Origin of the sequence: Azospirillum agricola (genome assembly GCF_017876095.1) — a bacterium.
GTDB classification, from domain to species: Bacteria; Pseudomonadota; Alphaproteobacteria; order Azospirillales; family Azospirillaceae; genus Azospirillum; species Azospirillum agricola.
Genome location: NZ_JAGINM010000002.1, coordinates 1 through 24504 on the forward strand (window position 1 = coordinate 1; position 24504 = coordinate 24504).

Annotated in this window: 22 protein-coding genes, 1 pseudogene and 1 riboswitch; of the genes and pseudogenes, 10 read left to right on the top strand and 13 right to left on the bottom strand. The window is 68.3% G+C overall.

The genetic code is table 11. The features are described 5' to 3' along the window. Window positions 1–455 (bottom strand): annotated as a pseudogene (locus J2847_RS02385) (transposase family protein); the annotation flags it as partial. Between the two features lie 204 nt (window positions 456–659). Here J2847_RS02385 and J2847_RS02390 point away from each other — a divergent pair. Further along, window positions 660–845 carry a hypothetical protein gene (locus tag J2847_RS02390; protein ID WP_209776747.1) on the top strand — a complete coding sequence of 62 codons (186 nt, stop codon included), beginning with the start codon at window positions 660–662 and terminating at the stop codon, window positions 843–845. Beyond that, window positions 842–1894: a tyrosine-type recombinase/integrase gene (locus tag J2847_RS34765; RefSeq protein WP_209776749.1), complete on the top strand. Its 1053-nt coding sequence runs from the start codon at window positions 842–844 to the stop codon at window positions 1892–1894. The genes J2847_RS02390 and J2847_RS34765 overlap by 4 nt, the downstream gene beginning before the upstream one ends. 1187 nt (window positions 1895–3081) lie before the next feature. Here J2847_RS34765 and J2847_RS02400 read toward each other — a convergent pair. Both J2847_RS02400 and J2847_RS02405 read right to left on the bottom strand, forming a co-directional pair. Continuing rightward, a complete protein-coding gene (locus J2847_RS02400; RefSeq protein WP_085556872.1) occupies window positions 3082–3324 on the bottom strand; it encodes an Lrp/AsnC ligand binding domain-containing protein in 243 nt (80 codons plus the stop codon). A gap of 4 nt (window positions 3325–3328) precedes the next feature. Further along, on the bottom strand, window positions 3329–4882 hold the full coding sequence (locus J2847_RS02405) for a DEAD/DEAH box helicase (RefSeq protein WP_209776751.1): 1554 nt from the start codon (window positions 4880–4882) through the stop codon (window positions 3329–3331). 218 nt (window positions 4883–5100) lie between these two features. On the opposite strand from J2847_RS02405, the gene J2847_RS02410 reads away from it, so the two are divergent. Further along, window positions 5101–5646 (top strand): hydrolase, encoded by a 546-nt coding sequence (locus tag J2847_RS02410; protein ID WP_209776752.1) that lies wholly within the window; start codon window positions 5101–5103, stop codon window positions 5644–5646. Between the two features lie 28 nt (window positions 5647–5674). Then, the gene (locus J2847_RS02415) at window positions 5675–6376 is read left to right on the top strand and encodes an alpha/beta fold hydrolase (protein ID WP_209776754.1); all 702 of its coding nucleotides are present in this window, start codon (window positions 5675–5677) and stop codon (window positions 6374–6376) included. 179 nt (window positions 6377–6555) lie between these two features. On the opposite strand, the gene J2847_RS02420 is transcribed toward J2847_RS02415, so the two are convergent. Continuing rightward, complete coding sequence (locus tag J2847_RS02420) at window positions 6556–7125, bottom strand: hypothetical protein (protein WP_233474244.1); 570 nt, start codon at window positions 7123–7125, stop codon at window positions 6556–6558. A 91-nt stretch (window positions 7126–7216) separates the two neighbouring features. Further along, window positions 7217–9205: a DNA topoisomerase IV subunit B gene (parE, locus tag J2847_RS02425; RefSeq protein WP_209776756.1), complete on the bottom strand. Its 1989-nt coding sequence runs from the start codon at window positions 9203–9205 to the stop codon at window positions 7217–7219. Between the two features lie 107 nt (window positions 9206–9312). On the opposite strand from parE, the gene J2847_RS02430 reads away from it, so the two are divergent. Then, a complete protein-coding gene (locus tag J2847_RS02430) occupies window positions 9313–9738 on the top strand; it encodes an acyl-CoA thioesterase (protein ID WP_085556866.1) in 426 nt (141 codons plus the stop codon). A gap of 13 nt (window positions 9739–9751) precedes the next feature. Here J2847_RS02430 and J2847_RS02435 read toward each other — a convergent pair whose 3' ends face one another. The 3 genes from J2847_RS02435 to J2847_RS02445 all read right to left on the bottom strand — a co-directional run bounded on the left by J2847_RS02435 (window position 9752) and on the right by J2847_RS02445 (window position 13114). Beyond that, window positions 9752–10177, bottom strand: coding sequence for a winged helix-turn-helix domain-containing protein (locus tag J2847_RS02435; protein WP_209776757.1), 426 nt, complete (start codon window positions 10175–10177; stop codon window positions 9752–9754). Beyond that, window positions 10174–11340, bottom strand: a complete 1167-nt coding sequence (locus J2847_RS02440; RefSeq protein WP_209776759.1) for a PLP-dependent cysteine synthase family protein — start codon at window positions 11338–11340, stop codon at window positions 10174–10176. Before J2847_RS02440 ends, J2847_RS02435 begins: the two co-directional genes overlap by 4 nt. An 88-nt stretch (window positions 11341–11428) precedes the next feature. After that, window positions 11429–13114 (bottom strand): methyl-accepting chemotaxis protein, encoded by a 1686-nt coding sequence (locus J2847_RS02445; protein WP_209776761.1) that lies wholly within the window; start codon window positions 13112–13114, stop codon window positions 11429–11431. Between the two features lie 279 nt (window positions 13115–13393). On the opposite strand from J2847_RS02445, the gene J2847_RS02450 reads away from it, so the two are divergent. Together J2847_RS02450 and ribB are read left to right on the top strand one after the other, a co-directional pair. Beyond that, entirely contained in the window at window positions 13394–14125 is a 732-nt protein-coding gene (locus J2847_RS02450) for a DUF6065 family protein (protein ID WP_209776762.1), read from the top strand. 94 nt (window positions 14126–14219) lie between these two features. Then, window positions 14220–14372: riboswitch (FMN riboswitch) on the top strand. A gap of 134 nt (window positions 14373–14506) precedes the next feature. Then, window positions 14507–15190 (top strand): 3,4-dihydroxy-2-butanone-4-phosphate synthase, encoded by a 684-nt coding sequence (gene ribB, locus J2847_RS02455; RefSeq protein ID WP_209776764.1) that lies wholly within the window; start codon window positions 14507–14509, stop codon window positions 15188–15190. A gap of 53 nt (window positions 15191–15243) precedes the next feature. Here ribB and gmk read toward each other — a convergent pair whose 3' ends face one another. Beyond that, window positions 15244–15912, bottom strand: a complete 669-nt coding sequence (gene gmk / locus J2847_RS02460; RefSeq protein ID WP_209776765.1) for a guanylate kinase — start codon at window positions 15910–15912, stop codon at window positions 15244–15246. 5 nt (window positions 15913–15917) lie between these two features. Continuing rightward, on the bottom strand, window positions 15918–16784 hold the full coding sequence (locus tag J2847_RS02465; RefSeq protein ID WP_209776767.1) for a YicC/YloC family endoribonuclease: 867 nt from the start codon (window positions 16782–16784) through the stop codon (window positions 15918–15920). Window positions 16785–16902: 118 nt separating this feature from the next. Here J2847_RS02465 and J2847_RS02470 point away from each other — a divergent pair, with 118 nt between their 5' ends. Further along, window positions 16903–17664: an SDR family NAD(P)-dependent oxidoreductase gene (locus J2847_RS02470; protein WP_209776769.1), complete on the top strand. Its 762-nt coding sequence runs from the start codon at window positions 16903–16905 to the stop codon at window positions 17662–17664. 3 nt (window positions 17665–17667) lie between these two features. On the opposite strand, the gene J2847_RS02475 is transcribed toward J2847_RS02470, so the two are convergent. Further along, window positions 17668–18957, bottom strand: coding sequence for a hypothetical protein (locus tag J2847_RS02475; RefSeq protein ID WP_085556858.1), 1290 nt, complete (start codon window positions 18955–18957; stop codon window positions 17668–17670). Window positions 18958–19235: 278 nt separating this feature from the next. Continuing rightward, window positions 19236–20426 (bottom strand): ribonuclease D, encoded by a 1191-nt coding sequence (gene rnd, locus J2847_RS02480; protein WP_209776770.1) that lies wholly within the window; start codon window positions 20424–20426, stop codon window positions 19236–19238. Between the two features lie 184 nt (window positions 20427–20610). Between rnd and aspS the strand changes: the two genes are divergently transcribed. Further along, window positions 20611–22428, top strand: a complete 1818-nt coding sequence (gene aspS / locus J2847_RS02485) for an aspartate--tRNA ligase (RefSeq protein WP_209776772.1) — start codon at window positions 20611–20613, stop codon at window positions 22426–22428. Between the two features lie 82 nt (window positions 22429–22510). On the opposite strand, the gene J2847_RS02490 is transcribed toward aspS, so the two are convergent. Continuing rightward, the gene (locus tag J2847_RS02490; protein WP_209776774.1) at window positions 22511–23326 is read right to left on the bottom strand and encodes an EcsC family protein; all 816 of its coding nucleotides are present in this window, start codon (window positions 23324–23326) and stop codon (window positions 22511–22513) included. A 376-nt stretch (window positions 23327–23702) separates the two neighbouring features. Between J2847_RS02490 and rpsB the strand changes: the two genes are divergently transcribed. Next, a complete protein-coding gene (rpsB, locus tag J2847_RS02495; RefSeq protein ID WP_085556854.1) occupies window positions 23703–24485 on the top strand; it encodes a 30S ribosomal protein S2 in 783 nt (260 codons plus the stop codon). Window positions 24486–24504 lie beyond the last annotated feature (19 nt).

Genomic DNA, 24504 nt, shown 5'->3' on the forward strand with positions numbered 1-24504 from the left:
GCGCGGCGTCGGGATCGGCACCATCGGCTCCGCCCGGATCAGGCGCAGCAGCGTGTCGCCGCTGACCGGCATCGCAAGACGGGTGGCCAGCCGGGTACCAGGATCGCCGCCCGCGCTCAAGGCGATGGTGCGCTGCGCCTCGGCAAGTCGCCGGGTGCGCCGGACCCGCGGCGCCGCGACCATGCGCAGGCGTTCGGTGAAGACACGGCGTGGGCAGTCCGCGGCCGGACACCGGAACCGGCGGACTTGCAGACGCAGTTCACCCATACGTGCCAGGGCAGATCGCCCAGGCGGCGGTTGTAACGACTGTGGACGCGGCGCGATGGTCGGCGGCACAGCGGGCAGACGGCCGTAGCGGCACGCACATGGGCCGCCATCACGACACGATCGGCGTCGACCGTGACCTGATCAACGACAAGCCCGGTCGGCAGCAGGGAAAGTAGCGATTTGGACAAGGAAACGGGTACTCATGCGGGTAAATGGTTCCCTTTATGTGCTCACTCCGTTGCCCATCTACATCCGGCCTGCACCGAAAATGCGGAAGGACCCCGGGGCTGGATCCCGGTGCCGTGGTTGATCGACCTCATCGAGGACAGCCCGGCCCTGTTCGACGCGCTGCGCGCCCGCGCACGCAGACTTTGACACGGGGGGCCAGGGACATGGACAGCTTGATCGGCGAGGCGGTGGCCGCCGGGGCGGGGATCACGCATGGCGACACCCGCCGGCCGGTGAGCTATCCGTCTCCGGTCCGGGTGGAGCGCTTTCGCCAAAAGGTCGCGGTCATGCTGCGCGAGCTGCCGGAGGACATGACCGTCGCGCAGCTGCGCGACGCGCTGGAGGGGTGACGCTTCCGGTCCTTGCCGAGACAGCCCCGGCTGGCGCGCGGGACCTCGCCGACGCCCGCCACGCGGCGGCGCTGCTGCTGGACCGCATCCAGGAGCACCTCCTCGATGCCTTCTACGCCGGGCGCGGCGCCAACACCGTCCGCGCCTACCGGCAGGACCATGAGGATTTCCGGGCCTTCGTCGCCCGGCAGACCGGCATCGCCGGCTTCGGCGACAGCGCCGAGCGGGTGGTCCGCCTGCTGCTGGCGATCGAGCACGGGCAGGCCAACGCCCTGGCGCTGGGCTACCGCAACGACATGACCGGGCGCGGGCTCCAGCCGGCCACCGTCAACCGGCGGCTGGCCGCCCTGCGCTCGGTGGTGAAGCAGGGCAACATGCTCGGCCTAGTCGCCTGGGCGCTGGAGGTCGAGAACGTCGACTCCTCGGCCTACCGCGACACGCGGGGGCCGGGGCGCGAGGGCGTCAAGGCGATGATTGCCCAGGCCAAGGGGCGGACCGACGCCAAGGGGGTGCGGGACACCGCCATCGTCCGGCTGCTGCACGACGTGGCGCTGCGCCGGGGCGAGGTGGTGTCGCTGGACCTGGAGCATTACGAGAGCCGGCGCGGCACCCTCGCGGTGCTGGGCAAGGGGCGGACCCAGCGCGAGCGGGTCAGCCTGCCGGCCGCCACCAGGACGGCGCTCGAGGCGTGGGTGGCGGAGCGGGGCATCCACCCTGGCCCGCTGTTCCATCGCCTCGATGCCGCCGGCCGAGGCGGCAGGCGCCTGACCGGCTCGGCCGTCCACCAGATCGTGCGGGGCCTCGGCACCGAGGTCGGCATCGCCACCCGGCCGCACGGGCTGCGGCACACGGCGATCACCAGCGCGCTGGACGCCAGCAACGGCGACGTCCGCAAGGTGCAGCGCTTCTCGCGGCACCGGGACGTGCGGCTCCTGCAAACCTACGACGACAATCGGAGCGACTTCGCCGGGGAGAGGCGATCAAGACCAACATCGTCGCGTGGCGGGACAAGGCGGCCGAGCTGGGGCTGGCCACCGAGGGCGAGCTGACCGACGCCGCGCGCAAGGGCATCAACGCCATGTTGGGCCTGGGCACCGCGGTCACGCCGCTGCGCGGGGTGCCGGCGGTGGCGGAGCAGGCGCGGATCAACCTGGAGACGGTCAAGCCGGCGCTGACCGCGCTGGGCTACACGGCGGCCGAGCAGGCGGACATCGCCGAGCGCTACACCGCCAAGGCGATCCAGGACCACAAGGACTCGGTGGCGTTCCTCCAGACGCAGGGCCGGGTCGCCCTCGACAGTCTGGTCGACCCGTCCGCCCGGCTGTCGGTCAAGGACGGCCTGAAGGCCGCCGGCTTCGACGTCGCCGACTCCGGCCTGTCCGGCGTCATCGCCGCGTTGCAGGGGCTGGAGGGTGCGGCGGTCGGCGGCACGCTCGGCTTCGCCGCGATGGGTGAGGCACTGACCACGATCAACGCCGCGCTGTCGGATGGCGTCATCAGCGGCGACCAGTATTCCACGCTGCTGGGCTCGATCACCGCCGCCTGGAACCAGAGTCAGGCCGTCGCGGGCGCGCGGCGGTCGGGGCGCATCGCCTTCGAGACGGCGCTGGACCCGGCGTGGCGGGCCGACACCGACACGCTTCTGACCGAGGCCGGGCTGACGGCCGGCGCCATCGACGCGCTGCGCGGCTCCTTCACGTCGGTGGCCGATGGCGCCCGGACCGGCACGCTGAGCGCCGGCCAGCTGCGGACGGCCTACGATGGGCTGGAGGCGCAGCTCGATGCCGGCGCCATCACCACCGACGCCTTCACAGCGGCGGTCGGCCTCCTCACCGACGCGTGGTCGGAGAGCGCGCGCACGGCGCGGGCGCTCGCGTCCTACCAGACCGACGTGACGGCGCGGATGCTGACGGCGGTGGGCAACGCGCGCGGCGCCGGGCTGGCCACGCTCGACGCCCAGCAGGCCAACGAACTGGCCGAGGCCCAGGCCAACGGCTACGACACCTCCCGCCTGCTGCTGGTGCAGGCGGCCGAGCGCGCCCGCCAAGCCTTCGATCTGGCGCAGACTGACCTGCTGGAGGCGTACGACCGCCAGATCGAGGCGCAGCAGATTGTAGCCGCTGGGGGATCGGGGTCCAGCCGCAACGGTGGGCGTCCGGGTGCGGTCAGCGATAATTCGGAAAAGAAAAAAGGGCCGGGAAATTCCCGGCCCTTCCCGCAAAGCGATGATCGGTGTCTACGCGAAGGCCTTGTAGGCGATCAGCGTAAAGGTGTCGCGGACGCCCGGCAAGGTCTGGACATGCTCGGTCACGAAACGGCCGATGTCGTCGTCCTGTCCGAGATAGCACTTCATCAGAAGATCGTACTGGCCGGAGATGGAATGCACCTCCGACACCGGTTCAATCTGCTGGACCGCCTGGTCGGCGACCAGATAGGCCTTTCCCAGCTCGCACTTGACCATGACGAAGATGGTCTGCACGGACTCAGCCCTCCTGGCTCTGCTCGGCGGATTCCGCGACCGTCTCCGCCGCCGGGCGAGGCCGGGCCGAGCGCAGCATGAAGGCGGGCATGTGGTCACCGAAACCGATCACCGACACATCGTCGTCATCGTCGTCACGGCGGCGGCGGCGGTCGCGGTCACGATCGCGGCGCGGCTCGCCATTGCGGCGGGCTTCCGCGGCAGCCAGCGATTCGCGCGGCTGACGCTCCGGACGCTCCGGACGCTCCTCGCGAAGCGGACGTTCCTCACGGGGGGCGCGCTCGTCACGGACGGCACGCTCTTCCCGAGCGGGACGCTCCTCGCGGTTCGGCCGCTCATCGCGCGACCGGGCTTCCGGGCGACCTTCGGAACGGCTGCGGCTGCCGCCACGGCCGCCACGGCGGGGGCGAGCGTCCTCGTCGCCGAACTCGGCCGTCTCGAGGCCGTCGATGGCGATCATCGGAATCTCCCGTTTGATGAGGCGCGTGATGGCACCGACCAGCTTGGTGTCGTCGGGCGTTGCCAGCATGAAGGCGCGGCCCTGCTTGCCGGCGCGGCCGGTGCGGCCGATGCGGTGGACGTAATCGTCGGGGGTCAGGGGCACGTCGAAGTTGAAGACGTGGCTTAGACCCTGGACGTCGATGCCGCGCGCCGCGACATCGGAGCAGACCAGCAACGAGATCTCGCCCTTCTTGAACAGGTCGAGCGTCTCGGTTCGCTTGGACTGCACCATGTCGCCGTGCAGTGCGCCGGCGTTGAAGCCGTGACGCTCCAGCGACTTCTGGAGCACGGCGATGTCGCGCTTGCGGTTGCAGAAGATGAAGGCGTTCTTGACGTCCTCGGTGCGCAGCAGGTGGCGCAGAGCCTTGCGCTTGTCCATGTCCTGCACCAGGGCCATGGCCTGGGTCACCGTTTCCGCCGGGGAGGCGGGCGGGGCGACCGTCACCTCCTGCGGAGTGGTCAGGAAGGCGTCGGCCAGACGCCGGATCTCCGGCGGCATGGTCGCCGAGAAGAACAGGGTCTGGCGGGTCTTCGGCAGCTTGCTGACGATGCGCTCGATGTCCGGAATGAATCCCATGTCGAGCATGCGGTCGGCCTCGTCGATGACGAAGACCTTGATGTCGTTCAGCATGATGTTGCCGCGCTCGAACAGGTCGATCAGACGACCCGGAGTCGCGATCAGCACGTCCACGCCGCGGTCCAGCTTCTTGACCTGCTCGGAGAAGGTCTCCCCGCCGATCAGCAGCGCCATGCTGAGCTTGTGGTACTTGCCGTACATCTCGAAGCTGTCCGCCACCTGGGCGGCCAGTTCGCGAGTCGGTTCCAGGATCAGCGACCGCGGCATCCGCGCCCGCGCCCGCCCGGAGGCGAGCAGCGAGATCATCGGCAGGGTGAAGCCCGCCGTCTTGCCGGTTCCGGTCTGCGCGCAGCCGAGCACGTCGCGGCCTTGCAGGACCCAGGGAATCGCCTGTTCCTGAATGGGCGTCGGCTGGGTGTAACCCTTGTCCTCGATGGCGCGCAGGACGTCAGGGCCAAGCCCAAGTTCCGAAAATAGCATCCAACCTGTTTCTGATCTGGAGTTCGCAAATCGAGCGTGCAACGCCCGATGCCTAGATAGTGCGGCAGAATAGGTAGTCAAAGGCCCATGTCAATAGACCCGATGTTGAAACCCCCAAAATAGGCGGGAATGCCGCCGCCGTTGGCGAAAAAACCGACTTGCGATAGGTTGGGTCGCCCCCGGGAGGGCTGTGGTTCCTCGTTGGAGAGTGTCCGTCCATGCTTATCCGCGCCGAAGAGTCGGCCCTGGTCGTCGTCGACGTGCAGGCCCGCCTGCTGCCCGCCATCCACGAGTCCGGCCGGGTGCTGCGCAACGCCGGCATCCTGCTGAAGGCGGCCGGGGCGCTGTCCGTCCCGGTGCTCCTGACCGAGCAGTACGCCAAGGGGCTGGGCGAGACGGTGGAGCCGGTCCGCGCCGCGCTGCCCGCCGGCACGCCGACCATCGAAAAGATCACCTTCGCCTCCACCGGCGAGCCGGCCTTCGTCGCCGCGCTGGAGGGGCTGCGCCGCCGCTCCGTCGTTCTGTGCGGGACCGAGGCGCATGTCTGCGTGTTGCAGACCGCGCTTGGGTTGCTGCGACTCGGCTACACGGTGCATCTGGTCGCCGACGCCGTGTCGTCGCGTACGCCGGCCAATCACGCCGCCGCCATCGACCGCCTGCGAGCCGCCGGGGCCTCCATCGTCACCACCGAGATGGTGGTATTCGAATGGCTGGAGCGCGCGGGGACGCCGGTCTTCAAGACCGTCAGCGCCCTGATCAAGTGACGGCGGGACGATGATGGAGGTGGAGGGAATGACCCGGCCGACCCTGATCCTGCTGCCTGGCATGCCGCTCGACGCGGCGCTGTGGGACCATCAGGCCCGCCATCTCGCCGAGGTCGCGGAGGTCCGCGTCGCCGACCTGACGGCCCATGATTCGGTCGGTGCCATGGCGGAGCATGTCCTTGCCGGCGCGCCTTCCCGATTCGCGCTCGGCGGCCTGTCGATGGGCGGCTACGTCGCGCTGGAGATCCTGCGGCGCGCTCCGGAGCGGGTGGAGCGGCTGGCGCTGCTGGACACCAGCGCGCGGCCCGACACGCCGGAGCAGACGGCCAACCGCCGCGACGCCGTGGCGCTCGCCCGCCAGGGCAAGTACGGCTCGGTGATGCGGGCCGGGCTGGCACGGTTGGTCCATCCCGACCGGCTGTCCGACCGGTCGCTGGTCGACTCGGTGCTGGCCCAGATGGAGCGGGTCGGAGTCGACGGCTACGCGCGCGAACAGAACGCCATCATGAACCGGCCGGACAGCCGGCCCGGCCTCGGCGCCATCCGCTGCCCGACCCTGGTCCTGTGCGGGCGGGAGGACGCGCTGACCCCGCCCGACCTGCACGCGGAGATGGCCGCCGCCATTCCCGGCGCCCGGCTGGCGCTGGTCGAGCAGTGCGGGCACCTGTCGGCGATGGAGCAGCCGCAGGCGGTGACCGCGCTGATGCGCGACTGGCTGCTGCGTCCCTGACGGTTCATCTGGAAGCAACCGCCTCCAGGCTTTTTCCATCGTGACCGGGCTTGTCACGGCATGACGCGCCGGAGGACGGCGGACACGATGGGGGGGCCGGGAGCCTGCCCTTCACAATGCCCCTGAGGCCGTGGCGTCAGGGCCTCGGATGCCTCGGCGGGACGCCTCAGCAGGACGCCTCAGCAGTCTGGGGTGCCGCCACACCGTGTGTCGTTGGCCTGCCTCGTCGGGAACAGCGAGAAGGTCATGTCGCTGATCAGATACTGGAAATCCCGGTCGTCGGGCCCCTGCGGCCGGTCGAGCCAGCCGGTGGCCGAGGTCAGCGCCCCGCCGCCACGGCAGAAGGCGCCCTGGACGACGATCGGGCCGCCCGGCGGCCGCGTCGGGATGGGGGCGTCGCCGCAGATGGCGGAACTGAGCGTCGTGTTGGCGATGTTGAAGGCCAGCACGACCTTGTAGTCGGGCCGGGCTGTCTCGTTCGGCGTGGTCGTCAGAGTGGTCTTCACGCCGAAGACGCGGTTCTGCATCGAGGGCAGCACCTTTGCGGCGAAGCTCTGCGGGTCCAGTCCGAAAGGGTCGCCGATCAGGACCACCCGCAGATCCCGCTCCGACGCGGCGTAGGCGACCTCGCTGAGCGTGTAGGCGGGCATCGGGTCGTTCGCCACCACCCGTTCGTTCATGCAGCCCCCCAGCAACGGCAGGGCCGTTCCGGCGAGGAGCAGGGCCGGGAGCGCACGCCAGCGAGTCATCTCATCCTCACTCCAATCAGAAACCGTCCTGCTCTGATATGGCGCGCCGGGGCACGATTGACAGGAGCAGGACGGGAGCGCCCCGCCGCCGTCAGACGTCGATGTCGTCGGCCTTCACGAACTTGGCGTTGTCCTGGATGAAGCGGAAGCGCAGCTCCGGCCGCTTTCCCATCAGATCCTCGACCAGCATCCGGGTGCGGTCGCTGTCGGCACGCTCCTCCGGATCGGCGGCGTTGGGAACGACGACGCGCAGAAGGGTGCGCTTGGCCGGATCCATGGTGGTGTCGCGCAACTGCGCCGGCATCATCTCGCCCAGGCCCTTGAAGCGGCTGATGTCCGGCTTCTTGCCCTTGAACTGGCGGGACAGCAGTTCGTCCTTGTGGGCGTCGTCGCGGGCGTAGACCTGCTTGTTGCCGTGGCTCAGCCGGTAGAGAGGCGGCAGCGCCAAGTACAGGTGCCCGTTCTGGATCAGTCCCGGCATCTCCCGGTAGAAGAAGGTCATCAGCAGCGAGGCGATGTGGGCGCCGTCCACGTCGGCGTCGGTCATGATGATGACCCGCTCGTAGCGCAGCTTGTCGCTGGAGAAGTCCTTGCCGACGCCGCAGCCCAGAGCCTGGGTCAGGTCGTTCAGCTCCTGATTCGCCCGCATCTTGTCGGTCGAGGCGCTGGCGACGTTCAGGATCTTGCCGCGCAGCGGCAGGATCGCCTGGGTCTCGCGCTGGCGCGCCTGCTTGGCGGAGCCGCCGGCCGAATCGCCCTCGACCAGGAAGATCTCGGTGCCTTCGGGCGAGTTGCGCGAGCAGTCGGCCAGCTTGCCGGGCAGGCGCAGGCGGCGGGTCGCGGTCTTGCGGCCCATCTCCTTCGACTGCTTGCGCCGCATCCGCTCCTCGGCCTTCTCGATCAGCCGGTCGAGCAGGGCGTTGGCCGAGGGCGGGTTGCCCGACAGCCAATGGTCGAAATGGTCCTTCACCGCCGTCTCGACGAGGCGCTGGGCCTCGGCCGTGACCAGCTTCTCCTTGGTCTGGCCTTGGAAATGCGGCTCGCGGATGAAGACCGACAGCAGGATGCAGGCGTCGCCCATCACGTCGTCGGCCGTCACCTGACCGGCGCGCTTGTTGCTGGTCAGCTCGCCGTACGCCTTCAGGCCGCGCGTCAGCGCCGCCCGCAGGCCCGCCTCGTGCGTGCCGCCGAGTGGGGTGGGCACGGTGTTGCAGTAGGTGTGCGAGAAGCCCTCGTCGTCGTCCGGCCACGCCACCGCCCATTCGACGCGGCCCTGGCCGCCGGGAAAGTCCAGCGCACCGGCGAAGGGGGAGGGGGTCAGCGTCCTGCGGTCGCGCAGCGCCGCCGTCAGGTAGTCGAGCAGGCCGCCGGGGAAATGCAGCGTCTCCGCCGCCGGAGTCGTCGCGTCGACGGACAGCAGCGCGGGATCGCAACTCCAGCGGATCTCGACACCGCGGTAGAGATAGGCCTTCGAGCGCGCCAGCCGGTACAGCCGGTGCGGTTCGAAACGCGCGGTCTCCCCGAAGATCTCGGGGTCGGGGTGGAAACGGATGGTGGTGCCGCGCCGGTTGACGTTGCCCTTGGGCGTCAGCGGCCCCTGCGGCAGGCCGCGGCTGTACTCCTGCACGTACAACTGCTTCTCGCGGGCGATCTCCACCGTCAGCCGGTCGGACAGGGCGTTGACCACCGACAGGCCGACGCCGTGCAGACCGCCCGAGGTCTCGTACACCTTGTTGGAGAATTTTCCGCCCGAATGCAGCGTCGTCAGGATGACTTCTAGCGCCGACTTGCCGGGGTATTTCGGGTGGTCGTCGATCGGGATGCCGCGCCCGTTGTCGCGCACCACCACGGTGCCGTCGGCCGTCAGCTCCAGGTCGATGCGGCTGGCATGGCCGGCGACGGCCTCGTCCATCGCGTTGTCCAGAACCTCGGCGACGAGGTGGTGCAGCGCCCGGTCGTCGGTGCCGCCGATGTACATGCCAGGGCGACGGCGGACGGGCTCAAGCCCTTCCAGAACCTCGATGTCCTGGGCGGAGTAGCTGTCGGCCTTGGGCCCTTTGTTCTCGAAAAGATCGCTCATGGCGGCATGATAGGAATTTCGTCAGGGGTGCGCAAGCGCATCCTGTGGCGCTTATATACCCTCGATACAAGATTTGGTGCGTCAATTTTTTGCGACTGCGAGGGCCGATGACCAAGGGTGCAGGGACCGGGGGGACGGGGACCGGAGGTGCGGGGTATGATTTCGACAACGGGCCGGCCTTGCGGGCCATCGCCATGCCGGCCGACACCAACCCGAACGGCGACATCTTCGGCGGCTGGCTGTTGGCGCAGATGGATCTGGCCGGCGGCACGGTGGCGGTGCGCCGCTCGCGCGGCCGGGTCGCCACCGTCGGAATCGAGGCGATGACCTTCCACAAGCCGGTCTATGTCGGCGACGAGGTGAGCTGCTTCGCCACCGTCGAGAAGGTCGGCCGCACCTCCATCCGGGTGCGCATCGAAACATGGGTGCGCCGGGAACGGTCCGGAGCCGAACCGATCAAGGTCACCGAGGGTGTCTTCACCTACGTCGCCATCGGCGAGGACCGCAAGCCGCGCGAGGTGCCGCCGGGGTGAGCGCGCCAAGCGCCTATCCGCCGGTCGTTTCGCAGCCGGGCTGAAGGCCGGGATCGCCGGCGAAGCTGCCGTCGTCCACCGTCTTGTCGGCGGCGCCGTAGTCCGGGTTGACGGTGGCCTGGAGCGCCGCCAGACGGTGGGCGGTGGCGACGCGGGCCTCGCGCTCCACCGCGCGGTAATGGTCGATCACCTGCTCGCCGAAGGCGGTCAGCACGGTGCCGCCGCCATGCTTGCCGCCGACCGCGGCGCTGACCACCGGCTCGCGGAAGATGTGGTTGAGGTCGTCGACCAGCAGCCACGCCCGCCGGTAGGACATGCCGAGCGCCCGCCCGGCGGCGGAGATCGAGCCGGTTTCCCGGATTCGTTCCAGCAGCATGATCTTGCCGGGGCCGATCGATCCGCCGGGCTGGAAATCGATCCGGATTCGCATGCGGGTCATGGCGTTCCCTGCCTTTCCGGGCGGTCGGCCGTCGCCAGCTCCCAGCCGTCCCCCTCTGTGCTCCACGCGCCGGTGCGGAAGAAGCCGTCGATCCGGGCGATCCACGGATCGATGTCCAGCCCGGCGCTGGCCAGCCAGTCTCGGTTGAAGTAGGTGCCGGCGTAGCGTTCCCCCGAATCGCACAGCAGGGTGGCGACGCTGCCCCGCCGCCCCTCGCGCAGCATTCCGGCGATCAGCGTGATGCAGCCGACCAGATTGGTGCCGGTCGAGCCGCCGCAGGAGCGCCCCAGCCGGTCGCGCAGAACCCAGGCGGCGGCGACGCTGGCGGCGTCCGGCACCTTGACCATGCGGTCGATGACGCCCGCCTGGAAGGAGGGTTCCACCGTCGGCCGCCCGATCCCCTCGATGCCCGAGCCGCGCGGCGCGGTGGCGTCGGGGTTGCCGTCGCGGAAGCTCTCGAAGAAGGCGGATTGTTCCGGATCGGGAACGCAGACCCGCGTCGGCAGCCGGCGGTAGCGCACGTAGCGCCCCATCGTGGCCGAGGTGCCGCCGGTGCCGGCGCCGCAGACGATCCAGTCGGGAACCGGGTGCGGCTCCTGCGCCAGCTGCTCGAAGATGGATTGGGCGATGTTGTTGTTGCCGCGCCAGTCGGTGGCGCGTTCGGCGTAGGTGAACTGGTCCATGAAATGGCCGTCGCAGGACCGCGCCAGCCTCCGTGCCTCCGCGCAGACCTCCGACGCGCGCTCCACCATGTGGCAACGGCCGCCGTAGAACTCGATCTGCGCGATCTTGGCCGGCGAGGTGCCGCGCGGCATCACCGCGACGAAGGGAAGGTCGAGAAGCTGGGCGAAATAGGCTTCCGACACGGCGGTCGAGCCCGACGACGCCTCGATCACCGTGCTGCCCTCGCGGACCCAGCCGTTGCACAGCGCGTAGAGGAACAGGGATCGCGCCAGCCGGTGCTTCAGGCTGCCGGTGGGGTGGGTCGATTCGTCCTTCAGGTACAGCGTCACCCCCGGCCCCCCCGGAATCGGCAGGCGCAGCAGGTGGGTGTCGGCCGAACGGTTGACGTCCGCGTCGATGCGCCGCAGCGCCTCGTCGAGCCAGCCGCGCGGCGTCGAAACGGCCGCGGGTATGGGCACGGTGGAGGAGGGGGTGGTCATGGAAGCCATCCAGGAAATCCGAATCCTTCCATAGCGCGGATTGTTGCGGAATGCACCCCGTCCCGCGACCGCCCCCTCCGGATCCCCTTTATCCCTGCCGGATCTTGGCGAGGAAGCCCGACACCTCGGTCCGCATCCGCTCGGTCTGGCTGCTGACGGCGCGGGCGGCCTCGGCCACCTCGGCGGAGGCGTTGCCGGTGGCGGTGGCGTGGCCGCACACCATCGTCAGGCTGCTCGACACCTGGGCGACGCCCTGCGCCGCCTCGTTGACGTTGGCGCTGATGTTGCGGGTCGCCGCCCCCTGTTCCTCGATGGCGGCGGAGATGCTGGAGGCGACGTTGTTCACCGTCTCGATCACCCCGCCGACCCCGCGCATGGCGTCGACCACCGAGGCGGTGGCCGCCGTCATCGCCGCGATCTGCGCCTGCACGTCGTCGGTCGCCTTGGCGGTCTGGTTGGCGAGGTTCTTCACCTCGCTGGCGACGACGGCGAAGCCCTTGCCGGCCTCGCCGGCACGGGCCGCCTCGATGGTGGCGTTCAGAGCCAGCAGGTTGGTCTGCGCGGCGATGGAGCGGATGAGGTCGACCACCTCGACGGTGCGCTTGGCCACCGTGTCGAGCTGTTCGATGAGCTGGTAGGTGCGCCGCACATCCTCGACCGCGCGGGTCGAGCCGGCGGTCGATTCGGCGACCTGCTGGGCGATCTCGCGGATCGAGGCGGCGAGCTGCTCGGTCGCCTCGGCCACGGCGTTGACGTTGCCGGACGTGTGGCTGGCGGCCTCGGCGGCGGTGCCCATCAGGCCGGTGGTCTGATCGGCGCCCCGGCTCATGGCGCTGGAGGTGCCGGTCAGCGTCTCCGCCGCCTCGGCGACCGAGCGGACCAGGCCGCCGACCGTGCGCTCGAAATCATCGGCGAAGCGGTTCATGGCGGCGCGGCGTTCCTCGGCGGCGCGGGCTTCCAGCGCCGTCTGTCCGGCGCGCAGGTTCGCCGCCTCGATGGCCGTCAGCCGCAGGGCTTCGACCGCGCGGGCCAGCGTGCCGACCTCGTCGCGCCGTTCCGCCCCCTCGACCGTGGTGGCGAGGTCGCCCCTGGCGATCTTGCCGGTGGCCCCGGCGATGCTGTCGAGCCCGTTGGCGATGCGCGACACCAGACGGTAGCCGAACAGCCCGAGCAGCAGGGCGGTGGCGACGGTGGTCGCCAGCGTGCCGACCAGGATCGAGCGGAAGGCGGCATCGACGTCGTCGATGTAGACGCCGGTGCCGATCATCCAGCCCCAGGGCCCGTAAAGGGCGGCGTAGGCGAGCTTGGGGAGGGGCTGGTCGCCGCCGGCCTTGGGGAAGTCGTAGACCAGGAACCCGGTGCCGGCCCGCGCGCGGCTGAGCAGTTCGCGGATGATCAGGGTGCCGTCGCTCGACTTGAAATCGGCCAGCTTGCGGGTGCCCTCGATGTCGGGCCGTATGTGGAACACGTTGGTCCCGTCATACTCGAAGCCGAAGACGTATTCCTGCCCGGAGAAACGCACCGAGCGCAGCGCATCCTTGGCGCGTGCCTGCGCCTCTTCCCTGGTGAGTTCGCCCTTGGCCATCCGCGCGTCGTAGGATTTCAGGATCGCGACGGAGGATTCCACCACCGAGCGGATGGTGTTCTCGTAGCCGTCGACCATCATGGCCCGCTTCGCATAGGCCGACCAGACCCCCGCCGCCAGGATGGCGACGATGAAAAGCCCCTGAAGGATCAGAAGCTTCGCTCTGATGCTGTGAAAGGAAATACGCATGCCGACCGTCCGCTTTCCATCGGTTCGCCCACGAGCGGACCGGCGGCGCCCAAACAGCGCCGCTCCGGCCCGAGCGGGGAATATCAACAAATTTTCCATGGCTAATACGGCGCAATGGCCGTACGCAATCGTCACTAAAGACAGACGGACAGTATGACGCAGGTGCAAAAACTGTGATCTTTGCAAGACATCGGGCCCGACGGGCGCCCCAATCCGGTGCGACGTCCTATCCGGCTCGGACGGCTTACCACCCGGCACCGCATCTGGCAGAGTGACCCCATGACCTTGATCGCATACCCGCTGTCGGGCGCGCTTCCCGATATACGTCCCGCCCGCGCCACGCGCGATTGGATCGACGCGCTGCCGGAGCAGTACGGCTACCGCTGTCTGCCCCTGAACATCGCCAGCATGCACGGCTGGGAGGTGTGCAGCCCCTGCCGCGCGACGGCGGTGTGGAACGGCGGCACCGGCATCGACGCCATCACCGTGACGGCGGAGGAGCAGCATCCGCTGCTGCCGGCGAGCCATTTCGGCAGCGGCGTCCTGACCTTCCACGTCGCCGTGCTGTTCCGCACGCCGCCGGGGATCAACCTGATGGTCACCGGGCCGATCAACCATCCAAAGCACGGGATCATGGGACTGTCGGGAATCATCGAGACCGACTGGTCGCCCTATCCCTTCACCATGAACTGGAAGTTCACCGCGCCCAACGTGCCGGTGACCTGGGAGAAGGGCGAGCCCTACGCCCACCTGATGCCGATCCAGCGCGGTCTGGTCGAATCGCTGGAGCCGGAGATCCGCGAACTCGACAGCGACCCCGAGACCGCCGCGCAGTACCGCCACTGGGCGACCTCGCGCAGCCAGTTCAACGCCGAACTCCAGAAGCCCGGCAGCGCCGCCACGCAGGAGCGCTGGCAGAAGGGCTATTACCGGGGCAAGCAGCCCGACGGCAGCGACGGCCCGGACGGGCACGAGATCAAGCTGCGGCCGAAGCCGTTTCCCGCAAGGTGAGAAAGCTCGGCTTTCTTCGAGGCGGGGCGTTGACAAGATCCATCGCCTGTCGATAGGTGAAGGACAGCCGTCCGCTGTCGGGCGGTGTCATAGCGCTTGTTCTCAGGGCAGGGTGGAAGTCCCTACCGGCGGTATCCTCCTCGCAAGGGAGGGAGCCCGCGAGCGCCCGCAGCCATTGGCCGCGGGGTCAGCAGACCCGGTGAGACGCCGGGGCCGACGGTCACAGTCCGGATGAAAGAGAATGAGCCGGCCATGGTTGGCGTCCCCGGAAAACCGGCGGCGGCGGCGGTGGCCTGCGACGATGGTCCGGGGATCCCGTTCCCGGCTGTCGGCCGTCTCTTTGCGCCCTGATTCAGGCTTGCTCGAACCGGAGTAAGACCCATGAATCAGTTTGTGAATCAGTCTGTTCAAGCCCAGCACGGCAACAGTCTCCTGGCCCGTTTCGGCACGGCCGCCGAACGGATCGACCGTGCGCTCGACGCGCTGCGCGAGGGGCAAGGCGTCATCGTCGTGGACGACGAGGACCGCGAGAACGAAGGCGACATCGTCTACGCCGCCGAAACCATCACGGCCGCGCAGATGAACTTCCTCATCCGCACCTGCACCGGCATCGTCTGCCTCATCCTGCCGGCCGAGCATCTGCGACGGCTGGAACTGCCGCCAATGGTCGAGTCCAACAGTTCGCGCTTCGGCACCGGCTTCACGGTGTCGATCGAGGCGCGCGAGGGGGTGTCGACCGGCGTGTCGGCGGCGGACCGCGTCACCACCATCCGCGCCGCCATCGCCGACGATTGCCGGCCCGACGATCTGGCGCGTCCCGGACACGTCTTCCCGATCCGCGCCCATCCGGGCGGGCTGGCGGCGCGCCGGGGGCACAGCGAGGCGACCATCGAGCTGATGCGCCGGGCCGGCCGCAAGCCCGCCGGAGTCCTCTGCGAGGTGATGAACCCGGACGGCAGCATGGCGCGGCTGCCGGAACTGGTCGCCTTTGCCGAGACGCACGGCATGCCGATCGTCACCATCGAGGATCTGGTGGCGAGCGCCCGGCTGTCGTCGGTCGCCTGAGGCAAAGGGAAGAAGCCCCGTTCCATCGGGACGGGGCTTCTTCCGGTCCCCGCCTACAGCGCGGCCTGCACGGTCTGCACGAATCGCGGCAGGCCGACCTGCCGGCGGCGGCGCAGCCGCTCGGCGCGCAGGATGGCCTCCACCGCCGCCACGCTTTCCTCGACGTCGTGGTTGACGATGACGTAATCGTATTCGGCCCAGTGGCTGATCTCGTCGGACGCCTTGGCCATGCGGTTGGCGATGACCTCCGCCGAATCCTGGGCGCGGCTGTGCAGACGGCGTTCGAGCTCCTCGCCCGAGGGCGGCAGGACGAAGACGCTGACGAGATCGTCGCGGGCGTTCTGCGCCAACTGCTGGGTGCCTTGCCAGTCGATATCGAACAGCACGTCGCGGCCGGACGCCAGCGCGTCCTCGACGGCGCCGCGCGGCGTGCCATAGCAGTTGCCGAAGACGCGGGCGTATTCGAGCAGTCCGCCGGCCTCGACCATGCGGTCGAACAGCGCGAGGTCGATGAAATGGTAATCGACGCCCGGAACCTCGCCGGGGCGCATCGGGCGGGTCGTCACCGACACCGACATGGCGAGGTCGCCGTCGCGGTCGAGAAGGCGGCGCGAGATGGTCGTCTTGCCGGCGCCCGAGGGCGACGACAGCACCAGCATCAGGCCGCGCCGGGATATGGTCTTCGAAGGGGAAGCGGGCGACTGGGTGCTTTGCGGGGCCATGGCGGTCACTCGATGTTTTGGACCTGTTCGCGAAGCTGCTCGATCGAGGCTTTCAGCGACAGGCCGATGCGGGTCAGTTCCACGTCGGCCGACTTGGAGCACAGCGTGTTGGCCTCGCGGTTGAATTCCTGGCAGAGGAAGTCGAAGCGGCGGCCGATGGCGCCGCCCTCCGTCATCATGTCGCGGGCGGCCTGGATGTGGGCGCGCAACCGGTCCATCTCCTCCCGCACGTCGGCCTTGCCAATGAGGATCGCCGCCTCCTGGGCGAGGCGCTCCTCCGACAGGGCGGGGAAGGAGCCGAGAATGGTGGCGACCTGGGTGCGCAGCTTCTCGCGCAGCGCCTCGGGCTGGGTCGAGGCGCAGGCTCCGGCGGCCTCGACCAGCCGGGCGATCTCGTCGAGATGGCCGTTCAGCACCGCCGCCAGCCGGGCGCCCTCGGCCAGCCGGTTGACGGCGAGCTGGTCGATCAGCTTGGCCAGATCGGCCTTCAGCGCCGATTCGACCCGTTCACGCGCCTCGGTCTCGTCCTCCTCGACCGGCTCGATGATGCCGCGCACCGCCAGCAGCGAATCGAGGCGCGGCGGCGCAGCCCCGGCGCCCTCGATCTCGCGGGCCAACTCCAGCACCTGGGCCAGAAGCTCGCGGTTGATGCGGAGCTGCGAGACGGCCTGGCTGCGGTTGACGGTGAGGGTCAGGTTGACGTTGCCGCGCGCCAGCCTCTTCGGCACCTCGGCGCGGGCCACCGCCTCGACGCCGTCGAAGCCGGACGGCAGGCGGCAGCGCAGATCCAGGCTGCGGCCATTGACGCTCTTCGCCTCGAAGGTCCAGGAGAAGCCATCCCCGTGCCCGTCCACACGCGCGAAACCGGTCATGCTGGCGACAACAGGGCGATGGGCGGGCAAGGGGACCTCGGCTGCAAGCTGTGGGATGATATGGCCCACCTTATACCGGCGGTATGATCCGGCAACAAGCGGGCAAGGGAGAGGTTTCATGCGGGATCCGCGTTCCATCGTCATCACCGGCGCCTCCAGCGGCATCGGCGCGGCCCTGGCCGACCTCTACGCCGCGCCCGGCATGGCCCTGGCGCTGACCGGCCGCGATCCGGCGCGGTTGGAGGAGGTGGCGGAGCGCTGCCGCCGGGCCGGCGCGTCGGTCACCGCCGGGCTGGTGGACGCCGCCGATCGGGAGGCGATGGCGTCGTGGCTGACGGCGGTGGACGCCGCGACTCCGGTCGATCTGGTGATCGCCAACGCCGGGATTTCCGCCGGCACCGGCGGCGGTGTGGAGAGCGAGGCGCAGGCCCGCCGCATCCTGTCGGTCAACATCGACGGCGTTCTGAACAGCATCCATCCGCTGCTGCCGGCGATGCGGGCGCGGCGGCGCGGACAGATCGCGCTGATGGCGTCGCAGGCGGGCTTCCGGGGGCTGCCGGGCGCTCCGGCCTACTGCGCCAGCAAGGCGGCGGTGCGCGTCTATGGCGAGGCGCTGCGCGGCGATCTGGCGGCGGAGGGGATCGGCGTCTCGGTGATCTGCCCCGGCTTCGTCAAGAGCCGGATGACGGCGGTCAACCGTTTTCCCATGCCCTTCCTGGTCGAGACCGACGCGGCGGCGCGGACGATCAAGCGCGGGCTGGAGCGCAACGCGGCGCGCATCGGCTTTCCCTGGCCGATGGCGGCGGCGGTGTGGCTGCTGGCGCTGCTGCCGCCGGGCTGGACCGACGCCGCCCTGACCCGCGCGCCGAAGAAGGGGTGAGGATCAGTCGGCCTTGGCGTGGGCGATGGCGTCGCGGACGCTGACGCCCTTGCGCAGGATGTTGTCCACCGCGCGGCCCTGGACGAAGTTGATGCCCATCTTGTGCGCGTAGACGAGGCTCGACACGCTGTCGCAACGCGCCAGGATGAATTTGCAGCGGTCCTGCTCGGCGATGCGGTCGCGGAAGTACTTCTCGAAGGACGGCTCCATCTCCAGCATGTCGTTCGACCAGAAGATCTTCGCGTAATCGGCGTTGAGATACTCCAGATCGAAGTTCGTCACCCAGAAGGGGTTCAGCCCGTCCACCGCGATCTGGTAACGACGGTCCTGCGCGAACTCGACCACCTCGTTGAACAGCGACAGGTTCTCGATCAGGTCGCCCTTGGAGACCTCCAGCACGACCTGCCCACGGAAATCCATCGGCAGCCGTTCGTCGAACTTCACGAAGCCGGTGGAGATCACCGTCGACAGGTTGATGTTGATGCCGATCCGCCGCCCGCGCATGAAGCTGAGACCGTGGTTCAACGCCCGCAGCACCGACTGGTCGAGGTTGGCGGTGAAATAGTTGAACAGCCATTTGTTGGCGGTGATGTCGTAGTCCGGGCAGAGACGCTCCTGCAACAGCTTGATGGAGATGTAGAGTTCGAAATACTCCATCTCCTCCTCGCTGCCCTTGCCGATGTTGGCGATGGCCTGATTGAACAGGAAGGGCGACAGGTCGAACATCTGCATGGAGCGCTCGAGCTTGCCCAGTTCCTCCAGCGTGATGGGGGGCTTGGTCTCCAGCGGGCCGCCGCCGGTCTCGTTGGCCTGCAACTCCTCGATGAAGCGGATGACGTTGATGAAGTTCAACGCCAGTTCCATGATCGAGTAGAGCGAATACTCCTTGTAGGGATTCGGCCCGGTCAGCGTCGTCTTCGACAGGAAGACCTGTTCCAGCTTCTGGCAAACGTCGGTCACGCCGGTCAGCTTCAGCCCCTTGTAGAGGATGATGACGTCGCCGTTGGAGATGTTGAAGGATTGCAGGAAGGACGCCTTGCTTCCCAGTTCCTGGATGATGGTGCGGACCATCATCTGGCTGGTGGGATCCTTGTCGCGCAGCAGCGACAGGTGCATGTGGATCAGCCGCATGCCCTGGAGTTCGCTCTTGGCCGAGCGCAGCAGATTCAGCAGCTTGTCATTGTCGAAATCGGGGCGCTGGTCCTTGGCGGCGGCGACGGCGGCCTGCTTTTCCGTCGTGGAAAGCCGGACCCGGTCCCGTCCCATCGGTGGTTTGCCGCCGAACCTGCTCATTCCGTGCCTTCCCCCGAACCGACTTTTCCCGATCACGCCCCGTGTCCGCAGACACCGGCATGCCCGCGCGCTCCCGACCAGGAAAGCGCCGGATGACGGGCGGAGCCGGAGTCACGTTCCGCCCAAGCACTGGAAGCACTGGACAAGGACATGCGGCCCCGAACCGATACTGCTTGCAACTTTCTTTAAAAAGCCTTTAAGGCATGGTTAACGAAATAAATGCATTCGATATTGTGCCTAAAGCGATAGGCCCATCGAAACCACGCCATCCAGAAACGTCAAGTTTCGGTTTCTTCGGATTTCGGGAGCGGCATCGGTTCTCCAGCAGGAACGATGCGGACGCGACGGTTTATGACCGCGAGCGCGATCCTTCCATGCTTGAGGGCGAGCGCGTCGTCTCCGAACAGTTCGCGGCGCCAGCCCTGCATCGCCGGAACGTCCGCGGAATCGTCGGCCGCCATCGCCTCCAGGTCGGCCGATGAGGCGACGAGCTTGGCGGCGACGTTGTTTTCGTCGCACTTCATCTTCAGCAGGACGCGGAGAAGCTCGACGATCGGTTGCAGTCCGGGCGGCGGCTCCTCCCGCGGCTCGATCTTGGGCAGGTCGCGGTCGGGAATGTCGAGACCGGCCTGGACGGCGGACAGCACGTCGGCCCCCTGGCGCCCCTCGGCGAAGCCCCGGCCCATGCCGCGGGTGCGGGCGAGGTCGTCGACGCTGGTCGGCGCGTGGGCGGCGATCTCCAGCAGCGCCTCGTCGCGCAGCACGCGCGAGCGCGGCATGTCGCGGCGCTGCGCCTCGCGCTCGCGCCACGCCGCCAGCTCCTTCAGCACCGCCATGAAGCGCGGCTTGTTGGTGCGCACCTTCAGCCGCAGCCAGGAGCTGTCGGGATCGACCTGGTAGGTGCGCGGGTCGGTGAGGATCGCCATCTCCTCCTCCAGCCAGTGCGAGCGGCCGGTGCGGGCGAGGCGGCGCTTCAGCTTCTCGTAGGCCGGGCGCAGGTGGATGACGTCGGACAGCGCGTAGGTCAGCTGCCGCTCGGTCAGCGGACGGTGCGACCAGTCGGTGAAGCGGCTGGACTTGTCGATGCGCGCGCCGGCCAGCTTGGTGACCAGCGTCTCGTAGCCGACGCTCTCGCCGAAGCCGCAGACCATGGCGGCGACCTGGGTGTCGAACAGCGGGGTGGGGATGCTGCCGGACAGGTGCCAGAAAATCTCCACGTCCTGGCGGGCGGCGTGGAAGACCTTGAGGATCGACGGATCGCCCATCACGGCGTAGAGCGGCGCCAGATCGAGCCCCTCGGCCAGCGGGTCGATGGCGACGGCGCCGTCGGGTCCCCCGATCTGCACGAGGCAGAGCTGCGGCCAATAGGTCTTCTCCCGCAGGAACTCGGTATCGACCGTGATGTATTCGGCCCCGGCCAGCGACTGGCAGAAGGCCTGAAGGGCGTCGTTTGTCGTGATGAGCGTCATGGTTGCTTCATACACGAGGCGGCGGGCGGGTTAAAGGGGGGTGAAAGATCGTTGCGCTTTCGCTCGGCGACGACGCGCCGCGTGCGCATTCGTCGTACGCGGCTTGACTTTCACCGGCTTACGGTGTGGTGTGTCGGACCCCATTTCCTTGCCGGAATCCGACCTTTTCAAGGTGTTTCGACCCATGCACCCCTACCGCACGCACACCTGCGGCCAGCTTCGTGAAGAGAATGCCGGCGAAACCGTCCGCCTGTCGGGCTGGATCAACCGGAAGCGCGACCACGGACAGCTTCTGTTCGTCGACCTGCGCGACCATTACGGCCTGACGCAGTGCGTGGTCGACACCTCGAATCCCGCCTTCGAGGTCGCCAACCGGCTGAAGCTGGAATCGGTGATCACCGTCACCGGCAAGGTCGTCAAGCGCACCGCCGAGACGATCAACGACAAGCTGCCGACCGGCCGCATCGAGTTGCAGATCGCCGAGCTGACGGTCCAGGGCGAGGCGGAGCAGATCCCGCTCCAGGTCAACCAGGAGGCCGACACCGGCGAGGACATGCGCCTGCGCTACCGCTTCCTCGACCTGCGGCGCGAGCGCATCCACGAGAACATCCTGCTGCGCTCGCGCGTCATCGCGTCGGCGCGCCGCCGGATGATCGACCAGGGCTTCACCGAGTTCCAGACGCCGATCCTGACGGCCTCCTCGCCGGAGGGCGCCCGCGACTATCTGGTGCCGAGCCGCAACCACCCCGGCAAGTTCTACGCCCTGCCGCAGGCGCCGCAGCAATTCAAGCAACTGCTGATGGTCGCCGGTTTCGACCGTTACTTCCAGATCGCGCCCTGCTTCCGCGACGAGGACGCGCGCGCCGACCGCAGCCCGGGCGAGTTCTACCAGCTCGACTTCGAGATGTCCTTCGTCACCCAGGAGGACGTCTTCGCCGCCGTCGAGCCGGTGCTGCACGGGCTGTTCGACGAGTTCGGCGGCTTCCGCCGCGAGACCAAGCCGGTCATCGACCAGGCGCCGTTCCGCCGCATCAGCTTCGCCGAATCGATGCTGAAGTACGGCAACGACAAGCCCGACCTGCGCAACCCGCTGGTCATCACCGACGTCACCGAAATCTTCAAGCGCGACGACGTCGAGTTCCGCGCCTTCAAGCAGACGGTGGAGAAGGGCGGCGTCGTCCGCGCAATCCGCGCGCCGAAGGTCTCGGACCGTCCGCGCAGCTTCTTCGACAAGCTGAACGACTGGGCGCGTGGTCTCGGCGCTCCCGGCCTCGGCTACATCGTCATGGAGGCCGCCGGCGGCAAGGGCCCGATCGCCAAGTTCGTGCCGGAGGCCGCCCAGGCCGCCCTGCGCGAGCTGGTCGGGCTCGAGGACGGCGACGCGGTCTTCTTCGTCTGCGACCAGCCCGGCCCGGCGGCCAAGCTGGCCGGCTTGGCCCGCACCCGCATCGGCGAGGAACTGGACCTCATCGAGAAGAACGCCTTCCGCTTCTGCTGGATCGTCGATTTCCCGATGTACGAGCTGGACGAGGAGACCAACAAGGTCATCTTCAGCCACAACCCCTTCTCGATGCCGCAGGGCGGGCTGAAGGCGCTGGAGGAGATGAATCCGCTCGACATCAAGGCCTACCAGTACGACATCGTCTGCAACGGCGTCGAGCTGTCGTCGGGCGCCATCCGGAACCATCTGCCGGAGGTGATGTACAAGGCCTTCGACATCGCCGGCTACCCGCCGGAGGAGCTGGAGGCCCGATTCGGCGGCATGCTGAGCGCGTTCAAGCTGGGAGCCCCGCCGCACGGCGGCTCAGCGCCGGGCATCGACCGCATCGTCATGCTGCTGGCCGACGAGCCGAACATCCGCGAGGTCATCGCCTTCCCGCTGAACCAGCGGGCCGAGGATCTGCTGATGCAGGCCCCGGCGCAGGTCGATCAGGCCCGCCTGAAGGAACTGCACATCAAGCTCGATCTGCCCAAGCCGAAGGTCGCCGCGCCGCAGGCGTAAGGAGCAGGGCGCACGCGTTCATCGCGAGGGGGCCATGGCGTCGGACGCCATGGCCCTTGCCATTTTCCGGCTTGCCGTTCGCTCAAGCCTTCTTCCGGGAAAATTTCTCCTTCTCGATCTCCCGCACGATCGACGCGAAGCAGGAGCGGACCTGATCCTTGTCGTACCGCAACTCGACCGGGCGGAGCGTGAAGAGGACGGAAGCGATCGACTGGTAGAACCGCATGTAGGTCCAGTTCAGCGCGGCGCCCAGGACGGCGCCGGTGATGGGGACCGATTGCGCCAGGATCTTCGGGGAAATCGCGATCGCGTAGCGGCCGGCGACCTTGGTGATCATTTCGGAGATGGGGGCGGCGCCCAGCGTGGCTCCGAGCCTCGACGTCACGAAGGCGATGTCGGCATCGTCGTCATCCTCGAGCGGACCGCCATAGGCGAAGACCTCGATGCAGGTCGCCTGGACGCCGACATCGTCGAGATCGGCGCCTTTCGAGCGCGCAATGTCGGCGATCGATCGCATGATGGTCGCCGTCGCGATCGGAAGCTCCGCGGCGGTGGCCGCCAGCCCGAAAAAGCCGCTCGCGGCCCCCGTGGCGGCGCCGATGAGGCTGTACAGCCCCGTGGACGCCTCGCGGCCCTTCTCGTTGTCCATGTAGCCGGTCGATATCCGGTGCGCGTGCTCCAAGGCGCCGCGGATGGCGTCGAGGAGGGTCGCCCTTGTTCCCTCCGGCAGCATGTCGATGCCAGCCTCGATCTTGCTGCCGAGCGAGGACATGAAGCTCATGAGAGTGCTTCTGGCCGCGATGTATTCGTTCGCGGCCTGCACGAGGATCTCGAAATCCTCCCTCTCCAGGATGGCGCATGAATTCGTGTTTCTGGAAATCTCATGAGGATCCGGCACGTTTCCATTCCTTGGCGCTGTTGAGTTCCAGTGAAGAGCCGCGAACGCCGCGCGAACATCTCCAACGGTTTTCCCGGTCTGGCGAGATTGCGCGCAACGGATGGTCGTCGGGAAATATGGGGACGAATCGGGTTCGGGAGGAGGGAGGATCCGACCTGCCGCCCGGTCCCGCCGCGACCGGCAGGGATCGATGGCATCCGACCGTTCTTTTCCTGCCATCGCTGTTGCCAAACCCGGTTCATCGGGCTATGTAAGCGCCGTCGTCAAAACCTCACGCGGGCTGGCGGACCCTCGGTTTTACCCCGATGGCCCGATCCGGTGTCCACACCTGTGGACAGACGCCCGCGGCGGACCAACCGGAAAAAGGGATTTTTCCATGGCTATGCCCACCTTCACCATGCGCCAGCTGCTCGAGGCCGGTGTCCACTTCGGTCACCACACCCGTCGCTGGAACCCGAAGATGAACCAGTACATCTTCGGTGTGCGCAACGGCGTGCACATCATCGATCTGGAGCAGACCGTCCCGATGCTGCACCGCGCCCTCCAGGCCGCGCGCGACGTCGTCGCCGGCGGTGGCCGCGTGCTGTTCGTCGGCACCAAGCGCCAGGCCCAGGAGCGCATCGCCGAGGCCGCCTCGAAGTGCGGCCAGTACTACGTCAACCACCGTTGGCTCGGCGGCATGCTGACCAACTGGAAGACCATTTCGCTGTCGATCAAGCGCCTGCGCGAGATGGAAGAGCGTCTGGGCGGCGACACCTCGGGCCTGACCAAGCGCGAGATCCTCGAGTTGACCCGCGAGCGCGACAAGCTGGAGCGCGCGCTGGGCGGCATCAAGGAGATGGGCGGCCTGCCGGACGTCATCTTCATCATCGACACCAACAAGGAGTCGATCGCGGTCAAGGAAGCCAACAAGCTCGGCATCCCGGTCATCGCGGTCCTCGACAGCAACTCCGATCCGGACGGCGTCGCTTTCCCGATCCCGGGCAACGACGACGCCCTGCGCGCCATCGACCTGTACTGCGATCTGGTGGTCGGTTCGGTCCTCGACGGCCTGCAAGCCGAGATGAGCGCCGCCGGCATCGACGTCGGCGCCCGTGAGGACGCCCCGGCCGAACAGCTGCCGGAAGACGAGACCGCCGCCGAAGCCGCCCAGGCCTGACCCCAGCGGTTTGGAAAGG